This is a genomic window from Acinetobacter pullicarnis, from assembly GCF_006352475.1.
Lineage (GTDB): Bacteria > Pseudomonadota > Gammaproteobacteria > Pseudomonadales > Moraxellaceae > Acinetobacter > Acinetobacter pullicarnis.
In genome coordinates this window covers 69,918-86,925 of the sequence record NZ_VCMZ01000001.1, presented here as the reverse complement: position 1 = coordinate 86,925, position 17,008 = coordinate 69,918, and the positions used below count along the sequence as shown (strand labels likewise).

Here is a 17,008-nt window from a genome sequence, read left to right as displayed (position 1 = left end):
TTGTCTAATGAATAGCGTGGAACTTTGCTCAGATAGTGTACGTGGAACGGTCTAAATCACGCAAAAAGCCCTAGTCGTTGGACTAGGGCTTTTTATAACGACCTAAGCAATTGATTTAAAACGGAATAACAAAAGCATTTCGTATAAAGTGTATTATGTTAATTTTAGAGAATCTTAACTATTTATCGGTAAACCTCTAACACATGAAAATTACACAGTTAATTCCAATTTTTCAATTTCTTCTAATGCTTTTCGCCATCGAGAATCTCTTTCCATATACCCTCGCAAAATTGCAGAAAATTGATAATGTGATTTTAAACGATGTCTAATTTTTTTTGCTTCCAGAATTTTTTCTTCATCAAGCCAGTCATCTAAATTTTTAAAAAAATTTCGCCTTAAATCTAAAAACACACTGTGTATATCAATAATTTTCTCTCGTAGATCTTCTTTACTTACTTCTTGTATGCCACTATTTGCACTATTAAAGCATCTTGAAATTAGCTCTTTAGATGTATCAGCTTTTGTAAAAAAAATGTGATCACGAGGACAAGAATTAATGACTTCTATATCATCATCTGGCATTCGATAATAAATTTTAATCCATTCTTCTACTAAATGATCGGCATTACAACAGTCGAGCATATCATCAAAGTATTTATTCTTTATCGAATTACAACGAGAACATGCATAATAAAGATTATTCCAATCGAGCTTTAAAGCTTCATCTCCTTCGTGAGGAATAAAATGTTCTACATTTAAATTAGGGAAATGTTTCTGCTCACAAATGTAGCATTTCCCATGAAAGTCATTACGTAGTTGCTCTACAACAACTGGATCTCTGTACTCTTTAGTTGTCCAATTAGCAGGTCTATCAGATTTAGATACCTTAAACATCTCAACCACCTAACTCATTGTTATCTAAAAGTAGATTTTCAGCTTGTAGATAGAGGTTTTGGATTTTTTTATCTAAAACACCGCTAATTTCTAAAGGCTTTAATTCTTTTATGATAGCTCTAATTTCTTCAAAGTCTATTTGATTTGCATTTAATAAATTTTTCAAATATTCAGTAGAGTTTCTAATTTCAGAGCTTACAGGATTCACATGAAATAAACCTTTAACGACAGATTCATATGAATATTGACTTAAATTATCCTCAAAAAACTCACCACTAGATATATCATAAACAACAGTGTCATCACCTGTTGAAGTAATTACAAAGGGCGAGTGGGTACTTACAATAAATTGTAAATGTGGGAATAGTTTTATAAAAAATGGGAGTATCTTTTTTTGTAGTGAAATATGTAAGTGGGCATCGATTTCATCAATTATTACAATACCTTGTAACTGATCAGGCGTAATATCAAAAAATTCTGAACGAACAAGGAGGTCTGCTAAAATTTCAAAAATAGCTAGATAACCAGATGAAAGTGTTTGAAAATCAAACTCACGATTATTAAGAGATATTTTAAATTTGTAATTTTGGCGATAAAAAACTAGATGAGCGCTGTCATCTTCAAATAAAAACTTTAGATGATCATCAAAACTATTGAACCACTCTTGAAATTTATCAGCTTGTACTTGATTGTTATCTTCAGTAATCGCTAGAGACTGGTTTACTTTTATATTAACTAAATGTTGTTCAAGCTTATTACCAAAATTCACATCTTGATTATTTTTCAAACTCTGAAGAGCCTTAATTTTTTCCTCCTCAATGGAGGATGTTTGTTTTGTCTCTTGAATCGAAGCAATACGCATAGCTTTGAAGAAAACAAAGATGGCTTCTAAATTATCGTAATGATTTATAAGCTTAAATTCTTCTACAAATTCTAAATGTAATCCCTCATTAATTTTTTTAAGTCTGTCAGACTGGTAATTAATTTGGTTTTGAAAGTTAGCAAATTCACGACTTCCAATAGGCTCATTTTTTTGCTTATTTGTCCAAAATTCTAACTCCTTTTCTGCTTCAACTCTTATTTGAGCTTCTTTTTTAAGATGTATTTTTATTTTATCTGATAGTAAATTTAAAAAACTCGTTTTACCGCTTCCATTTTTGCCAGTGATAATTAAGTTTCTAGCAATTAATGGAATATTAATAGTGGAAATTCCTGCATGTGGAATTTCTCCACAGATACTCATTAAATATTTCATATTTATAGTATAAATGACTAAATAATTAGCTTCTAATGTTATAAGTTAAACCTCTGTACACGACAAAAATAGATAACTCATTGAAATAATGTCATAATAATTGTTTTCTAACGACGAATACTATGACACATCTCAATGAGTTATATCTTATCTTAAACAAATATCTAAAATGGAACAAGTCACATTTAAAGTGCTTTGCGCTCATCATGCTTGTGATTATTTTAAAGCAAACATGTAATCTTTCTTCTGCATCTAAAGCCTTGCCCATCAAGTGCTTACCACAATCATTTTATCGACGTATGCAGCGCTTCTTTGCAGGTCAGTATTTTGATTATCGTCAAATTTCTCAGTTGATTTTCAATATGTTTTCATTCGACCAAGTGCAACTGACTTTAGATAGAACCAATTGGAAATGGGGAAAACGAAATATTAATATCCTGATGCTCGCAATCGTTTATCGTGGAATAGCGATACCTATCCTTTGGACATTGCTTAATAAACGTGGAAATTCAGATACGAAAGAGCGTATTGCTTTGATTCAACGCTTTATAGCCATTTTTGGTAAAGACCGTATTGTGAATGTGTTCGCAGACAGAGAGTTTATCGGTGAGCAGTGGTTTACATGGTTAATTGAACAAGACATCAACTTCTGCATTCGTGTTAAAAAAACTTCATTGTCACCAATCATTTAGGAAAGAATCATAAAATTAGTGATTTATTTCGCCATCTTAAAGTTGGTCAAATTGAATGTCGTAAACGACGGATTTTGGTTGGTCGGGTGAAACTATATATAAGTGCACTACAGTTAGAAAATGGAGAGCTTTTACTCGTCGTTTCTCCTCAGTTTAATGCCAATGCTATTCAGGATTATGCATTACGCTGGGAAATTGAAACCTTATTCAGTTGTCTCAAAGGACGCGGGTTTAATCTTGAAAATACGCGCTTGACAGACCCTAGACGAGTGAAAAAATTGATTGCGGTGTTAGCTATAAGCTTCTGTTGGTGTTACTTAACGGGTGAATGGCAACATGATCAAAAAAAAGTGATAAAAATAAAGAAGCATGGACGACTCTCAATGAGTTTATTTCGCTATGGTTTAGACTATGTTCAAATGGCGATTCAGCGTTTAATTGGTTTTGGGAAAAAAGAAGAGTTTAAGGAAATTTTGGCAATTTTAAGAAGGCAGAACCCTGATAGGATAAGGGTTCTGTGAAATTTGTCGTGTACAGAGAAGTTAAACCATAAATTTAGAAGGATATAATCCACATAAATTTCATTTAGCATAAAATCTCTTATGATTAATCGAAAAATAGTTTGGTTTTCCACCAAATCATTGTCTATTTAACATAATGGGCATTATGCGAAATGTAGATGTAAGCCCAAAATAGAAATGTCCGGTTTCTCCAAAGTAAAAATGTCCGCTTTTAGAATATGCACTTTTGCGATTATTGAAGCGGACGGTTTGATATGTTGGTGTCTATGTCGGATAAAGAACTTAAACGATTGTCGGTCTTGCAGGAAATCTGCGATCAACGCATAACTCAATCCCAGGCTGCTCAGCTACTTCATATTTCAGAACGTCAGATCAGACGCTTACTGCAGAAATACAAAGCTCAAGGCCCAGCTGCATTAGCCCATGCTGGTCGTGGCCAAACCAGCAACTGCAAACTTCCTGAAGAACTCAGACTCAAGTGCCTCAATATTGTTTCGGATCAACTCCATGGTTTCGGACCCACTTTAGCGCATGAAAAGCTCACTACCGTTCATGGATTCGATCTTTCAGTGGAAACCCTGCGTTGCTGGATGATTGCAGCCGATTTATGGATTCCTCGCTCCAAGCGCCTGAAACGCCCATATCAGCCTCGATATAACCGAGATTGTTATGGTGAACTGGTACAAATCGATGGCTCACACCATGACTGGTTTGAAGGAAGAGCCGCTAAATGCTGTCTGCTAGTCTTTATCGATGATGCCACAGGCAAATTGCAGCATTTACGCTTCTGTGAATCAGAATCAGCCTTTGACTATATGATTTCGACACGCTTGTATGTTGAACAGCATGGTAAGCCTTTAGCGTTTTACAGCGACAAACATTCAGTCTTTAGGGTGAATCAAAGCAGCAAGAAAGACAGCAAGATTACCCAGTTTGGACGCGTACTCAGTACCCTCAATATCGATATCATCTTCGCTAACTCCCCTCAGGCCAAAGGACGGGTGGAACGGGCCAACAGAACCCTTCAGGACCGTCTGATTAAGGAGATGCGCCTGGAAGGTATCAGTTCGATTGCAGATGCGAATAAGTGGTTACCCTGCTTTATTGAGCAGTTCAATCTCAAGTTTGCAAAGATGGCCTTTAATCCTAAGAACTTACACCGCTCTGCCACCGAAACAGCTGAGCAATTAGATGATATTTTTACCTGGCGAGAGCCACGTAGAGTCACCAATAGCCTGACCATTACTTATGATAAATGTGTATATCTCCTGGAGAGTACAGAAGAAAACCAGAGGCTGATTGGTAAATATCTTGAGTTTCTAGAATACCCGGATGGTACTGTAGCCATCATGCATGAAGGCCGGAAGATCAATTACAGCATCTTCGATAAATTAAGTCAGCTCAACCAGCGAGAGATTGTTGAGAATAAACGGTTGGGTGCTGTTCTGAATCATATCCAACAACAGCATGAAGAACTGGAACAACAAAACAAACGCAATCGTTCTCAAAAGATGCCAAGCAGACGTGCACAGAAAACAGCAATTCAACAACGAAATCTGAATCCTGTGCTTGACTTGGAAATGTCCATATAGGACATTTCTATTTGGTTATTAGGTAGGACATTTCTACTTGGGAATAACAGTAGATTTATGCGCGTAAAATATTTAAAAATTTATCAAAACTTTCAGCCACATAGTTGACTACCATAGAATTGCTGCCATCTTCATGATCTACAAAGTCATCGTGATAGACCAAGACGATTTTAGGTCTTGAGCCTTCCATATCTCTGTAATCAAAACAGATATAATCTCCATTAGCACATATACCGAAGATTACGAGATCATCAATCCCATAGTTATTAATGTCATTAATATTTTCTTGATTACTTAAGATGTCACCGTCTAAATGATCAGATTTAAAACTTAAAAAATTAAGATCTCTTTCATCAGATTTTCCATATATATTGATGAAATCGAATATATTTTCTTCTAAGTACAAAGCATCATGTTTTACTGCTAGATCAATATACATTTGTGGGAAATCAACATTTAAATGGCTTTGAACGGAGAGTACATCTTCTAAAGAATTGTTACCGTTATCCCTAAATATTTTCATAGTTTACTCATTTCACAATATTTCTAGTTTAATGAATATTTAACATAAAATCTCTTATGCGAAACTCATCTGTTAGAACCCAATCAAAGTGTCTATATCCTCACCAATAAAAACATCTAGTTTATGATGGTTTTACCATCATGGACTGGATATGAAATATAGATGCTGATCACCAGATGATTAAAAAAGCCGGCTCAATTCATTCATTTCCGGCTTTTTACTAGATTTAAAGCGAGGGTGAAGACCAGCGTTAAAGCCATGTTTAGCAATGCTTTTGGATAGATAACACATCCGGATCTAACGTGGTTTTTCGAGTAACCACTGCAAATGCTGCTGCACCGCAGGCCACTCATTTTTTAAAATGCTATACACATAGGTATCTCTAAGAATATCGTCTGCAACAATTTGATGGCTGCGTAATACCCCATCTAATTTTGCACCCAAGCGCTCGATGGCAGCCCGACTCCGTAGATTAAAAGAAGACGTTCTAAACTCAACCGCAATACAAGATAAGTCCTCAAAGGCATGCGATAGCAATAGTTTTTTGCATTCGGTATTCACATGACTGCGCTGTGCGGACTGTCGATACCAGGTCGAACCAATTTCTACTCTGCGATGTGCGGACTCGATATTCATTAAGGTGGTCATGCCCAATGCTTGCCCTGTTGCACGTGCTTCAATATAAAAAGGCAACATGCTGCCACGCGCTTGCAGTGCAAGCCGTCTTTCAATCTCTGCCGCCATTTGCGCTGGTGCTGGAATTTTGGTGTACCACAAATTCCACAATTCGCCATCAACAACCGCTTCTTGCAGCGGTTCACAATGGCTTGCTGCCAGTGGTTTTAACACCACATGCTCACCTATTAACTCAATTGGTTTGATCCAGTGCTGCATTTTCATCTCTCCCTCACGCGCGCTCGCAGCGTGAATACGCCCATTAAGCCTGTTGATCCGCAATCTGTTGCATCGCTGCTGCCATCTGGGTATTCCCCGTTGCTTTAACCCCAGCAGTTGCACCAACAATGTCCCGATGCTCTTTATTTTGACTGAGCTTGGATTTACCCTCGATTTTGGTGATTTCGATTTCAATTCCAACAATGGCCTGTAACATTGCATCAAGATAATCTTTAGGGGCGTCGGACATTTTCCATGGCTCAAGTTGTGATGCCTCATGGGTTCGGGTTAAACGCGCCACAACACCACGTACATAGCGCTCATCATCACGAATCGTGACTTTTCCATAAGCATGTACCACCACATAATTCCATGTCGGCACTTGCTTATGAAACTCGTGTTTACTTGGGTACCATTGCGGAGAAATATAAGCATCACCGACCTGAAACACCACCAGCACTTCATCCCCATTGGCGATGTTTTGCCAAACTGGATTATTTCGGGCGACATGCGCATGCAATGTTCCGAACTGGCCTTCATTCACGTGTAATTCAAACGGTAGATGGTTGGCGTCTAAACCCTGCTGACCACCTGTCAGCAAAATCCCAAACGGATGCTGCATGATTTGCGCATGCAGTACCTCAAGATTTGACTCTCTAAACTGTGCAGGTATATACATCTCAAACATTCCTTATCTTAATAATGCGAATCACCAATCTTTTCTGTTGTAAATATTGCGATTTATATGGATTATTAAAAAGTACCAATTTATTTTATTTTGAGTAGACCAGAATTATGGCAAGAACCGCTCAAGTTGTTGATCTTCCTTCGATTGCAAAAATTGATAAAAAAGCAGGACACATCAGTCTGCAATTAATCCAAGTCTTGCGTGCGGCAGTACACCATGGAGAACTGCAACCGGGCGATCCTCTGCCCTCATCACGAGAATTGGCACAAACCCTGCGAGTTGCTAGAGGCACTGTAATTGAAGCATACGATCAACTCTTGGCCGAAGGGGTTTTAGCATCCCAAGCCCGAACTGGCACCTATGTTGCACACGCCTTAACTGCCAGCAGCGAGCCGCAAAAAAACAACAGTGAAAACAGCTCGATGCCACTTACAACCGCAGCACAGGCTTTTGCCGCGGTGTTAAAAGATTTCAAGCCCCTGCCTCACCTACCCTTTGCCGTTTCTGTTCCAATCAATCGCACGCAACCCAATGATGCGTGGCGCAAATTTGGCAACCGTTTTCGCGCACGTGGTGTCGGTGTGCCGACAGGGTATGAAGATCCTCAAGGCATTTTGTCATTGCGTGAAGCCATTGCAGACTATGTGCGTCGATCTCGTTCTGTACGCTGCACACCTGAGCAAATTATTATCACCACCGGTACCCAACAAGCACTGTATATTTGCAGTCAAATTTTATTTGAAGCACAAGATCAAGTCTGGGTCGAAGACCCCGCCTATCGCGGAACTACGTCCACTTTGGCGCATAGTATTCAAAAGATTCAAATGGTAGCTGTGCCCGTCGATGCAGAAGGGATCCAAGTCCAACGCGGGATTGCATTGGCCAAATCCGCCCGCGCTGCCTTTGTGACACCTTCGCATCAATACCCATTGGGTATGGCGATGAGTTTGGCACGGCGTAACGCCTTATTGGCGTGGGCAAAAAACCAAAATGCATGGATCATTGAAGATGACTATGACAGTGAGTTGCGCTACAGCGGCCAACCCTTTCCATCCCTGCAAGGGCTTGATCCTAGTCGTGTGATTTATCTGGGTACATTTAGCAAAGTGCTGTTCCCCTCACTACGACTCGGTTATGCGATTGTTCCAGCCGCATTGGTGGATGCTTTTTGTGGGCTCAAAGCCTTAATTGATCGACATTCTGCCAGTGCCGATCAACATGTTTTAGCCGCATTTATTCGGGAAGGTTATCTAGAACGACACATTCGGCGCATCCGCAATATCTATGCTGAAAAGCGTAAAGAACTGATTGCAATGATTGAGCACATCATTCCCGCTGAGCTTGCAACCTTGGAACCTGGCGATCAAGGCATGCATATGGTGTTATGGCTCGCACATGGTATTAACGATACGCAGATTGCCGCTGCGGCATTGGAAGATGGTGTTGCCATTAAGGCTATTTCACCCACATTTGCCAGTGACCACACACGTTCAGGTCTGATTATTGGGCTTGGCGATTTTGAAAGCGCAGATATGCGCATTGCGATTCAAAAACTCAGCCGCCTTTTAACCGAAGCTAAAGCCCAAAGTTCGAGTTCAGCCTGATTCTGATCCAGATGGTGGATGGAAAACCCCAATTGCCTTGCCTTGCTTTTCTTGCACTGATTGAGCCGATCAGCATGCAATTTAGGCAGATTTTATCGCAGCAATCTTTGCCTCAAGCAGATCAGTTAAAAATTCAGTAATTCTACGGAAGAATCGCAGACCGAGACCTGCACATAATGCAGGCTCAGTCACAGCATCTTCTTAAGGATAAAGAAATGTCAAACAAAATTGGATATGTATGGAATACCCTGTATAGCTGGATGGATACTGGTAGTGGCCCTGTTTTCGCTGCAAATTTCGAAGCGAAATTACAACCGATTAGCCATCACATGGCACATCCAGATACCAAACGCCGCTTCAATGAACTGGTCTGTACTTCTGGACAAATGGATTTACTCACCAGTATTAAAGCCATTGCTGCAACAGATGAAGATATTTTACGGGTGCATACCCCAGCGGTGCTAGATAACCTAAAACGGATCAGTGGCTTGGCTGGTGGTGGTGATGTTGGTGATGGCATTACTCATGTAGGTAATGGCGCATTGAATATTGCCTATCTTTCTGCTGGTGGTGCGATTGAACTGACCAAACAAGTAGTGAGTCGTGAAGTTTCAACCGGTTATGCATTGATTAACCCACCGGGGCATCATGCAACTCGCAATCAATCGATGGGTTTTTGCTTATTTAACAATACCTCGGTGGCAGCAGCTTATGCCAAAGATGTACTGGGGCTGAAACGTGTGGCGATAGTCGATTGGGATGTACATCATGGCAATGGTACACAAGATATTTGGTGGGAAGATTCTTCTGTTCTCACGATTTCGTTGCACCAAAACTTATGTTTCCCATCCGATTCAGGTTTTACCTCTGAACGTGGTGAAGGTGAAGGCTTTGGTTATAACTTAAATATTCCACTGCCACCGGGCGGCGGCAATGCAGCCTATCACTATGCTTTTGAAAAAGTTGTGATTCCTGCACTGAAAAAATATCAACCTGAACTGATTATTATCGGCTCTGGCTTTGATGCCAGCATTATGGACCCATTGGGCCGCATGATGGTGACTGCCGATGGCTTTAAAACTATGGCAAAAATGGCGGTTGACTGTGCTGAAGAAGTTTGTGGTGGCCGCATTGCCTTTATTCAAGAAGGCGGTTATAGCCCGCAATACTTACCATTCTGTGGGGTTGCCGTGGTTCAAGCTTTAACCCAATGCGATACGATTGGTGATTCACTCATTGGGCTGGTGGGTGGCATGGGTGGAGATATCCTGCTTGAGCATGAAAAACAGATTGTCGATGAAGTTGAAAAACTACTGGTCGATCTACACTAAGCCTAAGCCCATACGCTGAGCATTACGCACATAAGATCAATAATTCAAGGTCAGTCAATCGATTGACCTTGTTGATTGGGCAATCGCATCTTGTTCGTTACGTTGCTTTTAGCTGTGATGGTTTTCATGCCATTTTGAATAAATACCACTTGATTCAGTACAGCATAAACCGCTGCTTCGACTCGATTATTCACTTCGAGTTTTCTTAAAATAGAAGCAATATGTGAATTAATCGTGCGCTCACCTAAGCATAAGCACTGGGAAATTTCCTTATCTGTTTTGCCAGAAACCAACCAACTTAATACCAGCAATTCTTTTTTGGTCAGTTTATTCGGCAATGCAGCAGGCACAACTTCAATGATATTGCTGCCATTGGGAAAACAAGTGATCGAGGCTGTATATACATTTTGTTGGTTCAATAATAGCTGTTGTTTATTTTCTTCTAACGTTTCGACAATATTGAATATTACTTCTGACTGAATCTTATCTTTATCACCTTTGATCAGTTCAAAATAGTCGGTGGATTTTTGCTTGGCATAAAAGAAAATAAAATTGTTGATGGTCTTATTATAGGAAATCATCTTCCCCATCCAGTCTTCAATCACCGTTCTAAAGTTATGAATCAAAGTGCGAACATTGCGATTAAAATTATTGGCAGCATAGGATGAGAAATGGATTAAACCAAAATAGAATTCAGATGAATTTAGCTCCAAACTTAATCCATCACAGTAACCATGCTTATTCAGAGCATTCAAATAAATATTGGTCATTCGAAAAGGCGGCTGCATAATTTCACCTGACTCAGAAATAGAGGGTGGTAATAGATCATGCGGCGAAATTAAGTGAGTAAAGCCTTGTGGGTAGGTCATTGGAAAATCATAGTTCAAGCTATCTGCACATGATTTGTTATAGCCCTCTCTAAAAAGCTCATAATGCTTTTTATTCTCAGGGCAAAACCATAAAATTTGCATCGCATCAAAGCCAAAATTTGCTTTCATGCAATGAATAATCCAATTTAAACTTTCTGTAGACATCACAACTTCCCTATTCTGTTTAAAGCAAAACCCAATCAAATATACAAAAGACCTTCCTTAGCTTTTGCATATCCCTCTATGACTTATAACGGGCTAAGCATATTTTTTATACTCTTATTTCATGTTTTTTCAGGGACCTAGTCTTAAACGTTGTTTTCCTTGCCGCTCTTCGGAAACGTTAGAAATTGCAAGGGTGAGACTAACTGGAAAATATTTTCCATCCGTGATATTGGGAATTAAACGATTACCTATTTGATCAAGCCGAATAAACGTATTTATATTTTGTTGAGGCGCCTTAAGCATCACGGCATTGACCCAGTCCAGCATGATAATAAAGTTTTTTGCATCACTTATCTTGGGATTGGCAGCTGGCTTTTGAAGTGCTTTCCAATCGACGACAGGAATTTGACAGCTCACTGGAAACTCATAGCTGGTTTTGGTCGGTTGAGTCATTTCCCCATTCAACTTACAACTTTTTGCAATGTTGCTTTGTATACTCATTTGTTGATCAATCACAGGCGCAACCTTGGCCATCTCCTGTGTTGTATATGGTGCACTCAATGCAGCTTCGGCCATCGAGGTCGGTGATGGAATTTTCGGTAAAGCACTTGCTTCATTTACAGAAATACCAGCAATAGCCGCACCAAACTGAATATTGACCCACGTTGGGTCATGCGGGGCTTGTGCATAAAGTGCAATCAGTAATTCAGCAACTTGTTTTGCACGATCGGAATCTGTTTGATTCATTGCAAACGCGGCATGGGTAATATGGGTAGATAAAAGCAGACCAACGCCCAAGAAAATCGAAGTGATTTTAGATGTTTTCATATAAATATAAGTCTTGTAATTAAACTGATTAAATTTTTTAGTGTTAAGTGCTTATAACTTATATTACGCCAACTTGGTTTGAATTGTTGTTTTTTTAACCTCAAATATGTAAAGCTCAATATCGAATCAAGCACTGCTGTGCTTGATTCGATGCGAAATCAAATACTTAAAAGTATAGATTCTTATTTTTTGGATATTCCAATTTAACAGCACAGCGGTGGGGTTACATTTCTCAAGATTAATCTATGCCAAACAATGAGAATACCAAGCGTGTATTAATGACTCCCCCTCCCTCTTAAACCGCGCAACTGCGTGCTCTTAATCGGACTCAGCTGCACCAATAATTTGTCGGGTGACACTATTTGGAAAGTAATTTCCGTCATCCATCTCTGGGACATAATAACTGCCATTTTGATTCACCAAGATACGAGTATTTAAAGGTTGCTGAGGTGCTTTCGCCATTGAGTCAACCATCCAATTCAGCATGGTCGCGAAGTTATTGGCATCGCTTGCTTCTGGATTAACGTCTGGCTTTTTAGCTGTATCCCAATCAACTTGCGGAATTTGGCAGCTGACTGGAAATTCATAACTGGTTTTGGTTGGTTGGGTCATTTTCCCACTCAATTTACAGCTTTTTATAATGCTACTTTGCATTAAAAGTTGTTTATCAATCGCTGGTCCAACAATCTTCATCTCATCTGCATTAAATTCACCACTGAGTGCGGTCTTCATCATCACAGCAGGTGAAGAAATGGCTTGTTGACCATCTTTACTCAAGTTCTTGTAGGCTTCATCTTCCGAAATTCCGGCAATTGCTGCACCGAACTGAATATTTAATTTCGTTGGGCTATTTGGGTCTTGTGCAAAAATCGCAATCAGTAACTCCGCGACTTTTTCAGCACGCTTTGGATCAGCCTTGATATTTTCAGTTTTCGCGTTGGCAGCATGTGTCGCCAAAAATAAACTGCTGCTAAGCAGCATCACGGCAATTTTAGAACGTTTCATAGGCGTATCCGTCTTCTCATTAAAGTGTTAACAATGCATTGATCTAAAATAGTTATAAGTGATCTTCTTTAATTTTAAAACGAATAATTATTAAACCGCTTTTTTCTTTCCCCTTTAAGGAGAAAGAAAAAAGGACTTATGGAAGCAGTCTATTGATTAATATACTTTATTTTCGATTATTTTTTAGCAACAGGATCTGGCAGTTTCATTTGATTTTTCATCATGACCAAACGTGCGACATCTGGTAAATCGGTAATCACCCCATCTGCACCTAAACCGACTAAATGATCAATCGTTGCAAAATCTGAAACGGTCCATGGAATTACTTTTATATTTACTTTATGCGCTTTTTCAATCATTTCTTTGGTTGTATAAGCGACATAATTGGCATCACCAATTTTTCCATTTTGTGGATTGCCATGCACTGGTGAAATCGCATCGCCGCCAAATGAATGTACCGCAGCGACTAAATCACCATTAAAATCATCAATATCGATACCACCTAACCATGGCGATTTTCCTTCCTGTCCCGCTTGTAAAAACTGCTGACCATTGGTTAATGCCACTATCGGTAACTTTGGATTTAATTCTCGCACCAGTTTCAGTGCACCCCAATCAAAACTTTGAATGGTAATTTGATTTTCCAGACCAGACTGTTCAATCTCTTTTAATACTGCTTTTACAAACAATTCTCGTGGTGCCGTCTGCTCTGGTGCTCCGGCTTCAATTTTAGTTTCAATATTCATCAGCACATTATCTGCTTTATAACTTTGCACTAAACTAAAAAATTCTTTTAGGGTTAACATTTTCGCACCAGGATTTACTTGCTGCCCCGGATAATCATTTAAACGTAAACTACCGCAATCCATGGTTTTGATCTGTTCAAGGGTAAGATCCTTAATATACTTTCCAACATAGGGATACATTGGATCACCACCAGTTACTGGTGCCACATCTAAACATTTATTCTTAGAAATTTGACGATCATGTGTCACCACAACTTGACCATCTTTGGTGACCTGAGTGTCTAATTCTAAAGTAGTAACTCCCATTTCAAGCGCATGACTAAAAGAGGCAATACTGCTCTCTGTTTGTAGGCCTAAACCACCACGATGTGCTTGCAAATCAAAAGGACGATCTTGATAAAATAGATGTTTGACCGGTGGTTTTGGCGTCGATATTACGCTATCGGCATCATTATCATCCTTACATGCAGATAGAATAAAACTTGAACTTAAAAGAATCGGCAGTAGATATTTAGACATAATTTCGTATGTGTCGAATAAAACGGCCAATTTAAATGTTTAATATTTCATTCTGATTGAGAATTTATTAAATCTGTACGGCAATAAAATCGGGGTTGCGCAAAGATATTATGATTTTCGAAGAGCTGCTAATATAGGGCTCTATTTTTGCTGATCCATTGCTCATGCGTCTCGATTTTTTTGATCTACAACTGTTTCTGCATATCGTTGAAACTGGTAGCCTGACCAAAGGGGCGGAACGTTCTGCGATCTCATTACAGGCCGCCAGCGAGCGCATTAAAAAACTAGAACAATCCTATCATGTCAGTTTATTTAGCCGACATGCGTCTGGAGTGAAACTTACTTTGGCTGGGCAACGTTTTGCGGAGCAGGCACAAAATTTGATACGGCACTATCATCAACTGCAACAGGTGATGCAGCCCTTTGCTACAGGTGAGCAAACACAACTTTGTTTATGGTGTAATTCGTCCGCTCAAAGTGAATATCTACCGCATTTTCTACCGCAATACCTGATGGAAAATCCACAGTTGCATATTGAGTTTAAAGAGGCTGAAAGCAGTGACATTATTGCTGCCTTACAGCAAGGTCAAGCGCAACTGGGCATCGTCACCAATTTTTTTGATGCCACGCCCTTACAAACACTGAGCTTGTGGGAAGATCCGCTGGTGCTGATTTGCCCCAAACAACATCCCCTCGTGCAACAACAAAGCTTGGAATTAATGGAAACGCTGCAATATCCATTTGTTGGTTTGATGCAATACCATTCTTTGCAGCAGTCCATTGAGAATCAAGCAAAGCAACTGGGTCAAAATATTCAATATCGTCTACGCTTACCGAATTTTACTGCAATCGCTCAAGTGGTGGCCGATGGTGTCGGTGTCGCTATTATGCCTAAGCGTGCAGCGAGTCGCTTAGCACAAGACTATACCTTTCATCAAATTGAATTACGTGGTGCATGGGCCAATCGACAACTCCAACTGGCCGCGCAAAACTTCGACAGCTTACCCTTGACCTATCAACATCTCACCCAGTTCTTGGTTTCGCAGAAATCAAAATTATCCTAGATTTAAATACAAAGGGGCACCACCTTCAAGTGACACCCCCTTTATCTATATACTGTCTTGTTAATCAAGACTTAATTCCATTTCTGCAGCAGGTGCAGAAATGGTTTGTTCGGCTGCGACAATGCGATAAATCAAAGCCCCTGCAATCGCCCCGACAATCGGTGCAATCCAGAACAACCACAACTGACCAAGTGCTGCAGTCTCAGCAAATAAAGCAACCGCGGTACTGCGCGCAGGATTTACAGAGGTATTGGTCACTGGAATACTAATCAAGTGAATTAAAGTCAACGCTAGACCAATTGCAATTGGTGCAAAACCAGCAGGTGCACGTTTATCCGTAGCCCCCATAATCACAATTAAGAAAAATGCAGTTAATACCACTTCAATAATAAGCGCTGAAATCATGGAATAATGACTTGGCGATAATGCAGCATAGCCATTGCTGGAAAAACCACCAACCCCTGCAAAATCAGCCTGACCTTGCATGATCACATAAAGCAGTCCAGCAGCTAAAGTGCCCCCTAAAACTTGAGCAACAATATAAGGTAGCAGTTGTTTGCCGTCAAAACGCCCACCAGCAAATAAGCCAATCGAGACCGCTGGATTAAAATGCCCACCTGAAATATGCCCCAAAGCATAAGCTGCAGTTAAAACCGTTAAACCAAATGCCAGTGCCACACCGGCAAATCCAATCCCAAGTTCTGGAAAAGCTGCCGCAAATACCGCACTTCCACAACCGCCAAAAACCAACCAAAATGTGCCCAGAAACTCTGCTAATAATTTTTTCATTTTAATGTTCTCTCATGCTTAGCCAAGCATTTAATCTTATAAATCCCCATGATTTAAAAAGGGTTTAGGCACTGAAAATCCAAAGTATTTCAACGCTCAAACTCGAACAATTTACGCTATTTATTCTTCAAACCGATATGCTTAGTTCTTGGTTATCTATTCATCTATAAGTTTTAACCGTATGTTTTTATTCAATGCTTAACTAAAAATAGCCTATCCCCAGATAAGCCATTCTCATTCTAAATATCTTTAAATAACAGAAACCTAGTTTTAAATAAGTTTCACTACTGTCCTTAACAACATATAGCCGCCAAGTGCGATTAGTCCCATAAAAAATAGTCGACGAAATCTCACTTCTGAAATACGATAACGAATTTTAGCGCCCAACCACATGCCGATCAGTGCTGGAATCAACCCCATCAAAACCATTTGATAGCTAAATTGAATATGCTCGACTGGATTGAAATATAAAAAAGCAGCTAGACATACATTTGAAACAGTAAATGCTAAACCCAAGCTCTGAACCAGATCATCACGTTGCAACTGCAAACTCTGCAAATACGGCACAACAGGGATTAAGACAACACCCGTAGAAACGGTTAATGCTCCACCTAAATAACCAACCAATGGAGATAACCAGTGCTGATGTCGGCTTAAGTTGGGGAGATTCTTGGCAAATAAACCATAGATTCCGTAGAGCGCCAACATACTTCCGAGTAACGCTTCGCTTGGAAATTGCGTGTCACTTAGGGTTGGAAAAATACTCCAGATTGACCCCACCACAATACCTAAGATCAAACTCCAAAAGCGTTTGATCAGTCGAATCACACGCCCTTCTGCAAAGAGCTGCCAAAAATTGGTCAACAGTGAGGGAACAATTAATAAACTGGCCGCTTGAAATGGACTCATCACGATGGTCAACAAACCCATCGAAATAGCAGGTAAGCCGAGGCCAATCATGCCTTTAATCATGCCTGCCAGAGCAAATACACCAATTATAAATCCCGCCATCACCATGCTCTCTACTGT

Annotated in this window: 16 protein-coding genes; 5 read left to right on the top strand and 11 right to left on the bottom strand. The window is 39.8% G+C overall.

What is annotated here, in order from left to right; translation table 11 throughout:
• Nucleotides 1–210 precede the first annotated feature (210 nt).
• Both FD716_RS00375 and FD716_RS00370 read right to left on the bottom strand, forming a co-directional pair.
• Complete coding sequence (locus tag FD716_RS00375) at nucleotides 211–894, bottom strand: HNH endonuclease (protein WP_139850447.1); 684 nt, start codon at nucleotides 892–894, stop codon at nucleotides 211–213.
• 1 nt (nucleotide 895) lies between these two features.
• The gene (locus FD716_RS00370) at nucleotides 896–2,137 is read right to left on the bottom strand and encodes an AAA family ATPase (RefSeq protein ID WP_228714891.1); all 1,242 of its coding nucleotides are present in this window, start codon (nucleotides 2,135–2,137) and stop codon (nucleotides 896–898) included.
• Between the two features lie 134 nt (nucleotides 2,138–2,271).
• Here FD716_RS00370 and FD716_RS00365 point away from each other — a divergent pair.
• Together FD716_RS00365 and FD716_RS00355 are read left to right on the top strand one after the other, a co-directional pair.
• Nucleotides 2,272–3,362, top strand: a protein-coding gene (locus FD716_RS00365) for an IS4-like element ISAba1 family transposase (protein WP_088631513.1) whose coding sequence is annotated in 2 segments (ribosomal slippage) — nucleotides 2,272–2,812 and nucleotides 2,812–3,362 — 1,092 coding nt in all. Because the reading frame shifts where the segments join, the coding sequence is not laid out codon by codon here.
• 266 nt (nucleotides 3,363–3,628) lie between these two features.
• Nucleotides 3,629–4,954 (top strand): ISNCY family transposase, encoded by a 1,326-nt coding sequence (locus FD716_RS00355; RefSeq protein WP_139850444.1) that lies wholly within the window; start codon nucleotides 3,629–3,631, stop codon nucleotides 4,952–4,954.
• 55 nt (nucleotides 4,955–5,009) lie between these two features.
• Here the strand turns inward: FD716_RS00355 and FD716_RS00345 are convergent, their stop codons facing one another.
• The 3 genes from FD716_RS00345 to FD716_RS00335 form a co-directional block, all read right to left on the bottom strand.
• The gene (locus FD716_RS00345) at nucleotides 5,010–5,477 is read right to left on the bottom strand and encodes an SMI1/KNR4 family protein (RefSeq protein ID WP_139850443.1); all 468 of its coding nucleotides are present in this window, start codon (nucleotides 5,475–5,477) and stop codon (nucleotides 5,010–5,012) included.
• Nucleotides 5,478–5,774: 297 nt separating this feature from the next.
• Nucleotides 5,775–6,371 (bottom strand): GNAT family N-acetyltransferase, encoded by a 597-nt coding sequence (locus tag FD716_RS00340; RefSeq protein WP_139850442.1) that lies wholly within the window; start codon nucleotides 6,369–6,371, stop codon nucleotides 5,775–5,777.
• A 43-nt stretch (nucleotides 6,372–6,414) separates the two neighbouring features.
• The gene (locus FD716_RS00335) at nucleotides 6,415–7,050 is read right to left on the bottom strand and encodes an FMN-binding negative transcriptional regulator (RefSeq protein ID WP_139850441.1); all 636 of its coding nucleotides are present in this window, start codon (nucleotides 7,048–7,050) and stop codon (nucleotides 6,415–6,417) included.
• A gap of 116 nt (nucleotides 7,051–7,166) precedes the next feature.
• Here FD716_RS00335 and pdxR point away from each other — a divergent pair, with 116 nt between their 5' ends.
• Both pdxR and FD716_RS00325 read left to right on the top strand, forming a co-directional pair.
• A complete protein-coding gene (gene pdxR, locus FD716_RS00330; protein WP_139850440.1) occupies nucleotides 7,167–8,663 on the top strand; it encodes a MocR-like pyridoxine biosynthesis transcription factor PdxR in 1,497 nt (498 codons plus the stop codon).
• A 215-nt stretch (nucleotides 8,664–8,878) separates the two neighbouring features.
• Nucleotides 8,879–9,994, top strand: coding sequence for a class II histone deacetylase (locus FD716_RS00325; RefSeq protein WP_139850439.1), 1,116 nt, complete (start codon nucleotides 8,879–8,881; stop codon nucleotides 9,992–9,994).
• Between the two features lie 50 nt (nucleotides 9,995–10,044).
• Here the strand turns inward: FD716_RS00325 and FD716_RS00320 are convergent, their stop codons facing one another.
• The 4 genes from FD716_RS00320 to FD716_RS00305 all read right to left on the bottom strand — a co-directional run bounded on the left by FD716_RS00320 (nucleotide 10,045) and on the right by FD716_RS00305 (nucleotide 14,126).
• Nucleotides 10,045–11,028, bottom strand: a complete 984-nt coding sequence (locus tag FD716_RS00320) for a helix-turn-helix domain-containing protein (RefSeq protein WP_139850438.1) — start codon at nucleotides 11,026–11,028, stop codon at nucleotides 10,045–10,047.
• A gap of 129 nt (nucleotides 11,029–11,157) precedes the next feature.
• Complete coding sequence (locus FD716_RS00315) at nucleotides 11,158–11,856, bottom strand: hypothetical protein (RefSeq protein ID WP_139850437.1); 699 nt, start codon at nucleotides 11,854–11,856, stop codon at nucleotides 11,158–11,160.
• A gap of 318 nt (nucleotides 11,857–12,174) precedes the next feature.
• Nucleotides 12,175–12,861 (bottom strand): hypothetical protein, encoded by a 687-nt coding sequence (locus FD716_RS00310; protein WP_139850436.1) that lies wholly within the window; start codon nucleotides 12,859–12,861, stop codon nucleotides 12,175–12,177.
• 176 nt (nucleotides 12,862–13,037) lie between these two features.
• On the bottom strand, nucleotides 13,038–14,126 hold the full coding sequence (locus tag FD716_RS00305; RefSeq protein WP_139850435.1) for a glycerophosphodiester phosphodiesterase family protein: 1,089 nt from the start codon (nucleotides 14,124–14,126) through the stop codon (nucleotides 13,038–13,040).
• 164 nt (nucleotides 14,127–14,290) lie between these two features.
• Here FD716_RS00305 and FD716_RS00300 point away from each other — a divergent pair, with 164 nt between their 5' ends.
• A complete protein-coding gene (locus tag FD716_RS00300) occupies nucleotides 14,291–15,190 on the top strand; it encodes a LysR family transcriptional regulator (RefSeq protein ID WP_139850434.1) in 900 nt (299 codons plus the stop codon).
• A gap of 60 nt (nucleotides 15,191–15,250) precedes the next feature.
• Here FD716_RS00300 and aqpZ read toward each other — a convergent pair whose 3' ends face one another.
• Both aqpZ and FD716_RS00290 read right to left on the bottom strand, forming a co-directional pair.
• Nucleotides 15,251–15,979 carry an aquaporin Z gene (aqpZ, locus tag FD716_RS00295; RefSeq protein ID WP_139850433.1) on the bottom strand — a complete coding sequence of 243 codons (729 nt, stop codon included), beginning with the start codon at nucleotides 15,977–15,979 and terminating at the stop codon, nucleotides 15,251–15,253.
• A gap of 270 nt (nucleotides 15,980–16,249) precedes the next feature.
• Nucleotides 16,250–16,990, bottom strand: coding sequence for a sulfite exporter TauE/SafE family protein (locus FD716_RS00290; RefSeq protein WP_139850432.1), 741 nt, complete (start codon nucleotides 16,988–16,990; stop codon nucleotides 16,250–16,252).
• Between the last annotated feature and the right edge of the window lie 18 nt (nucleotides 16,991–17,008).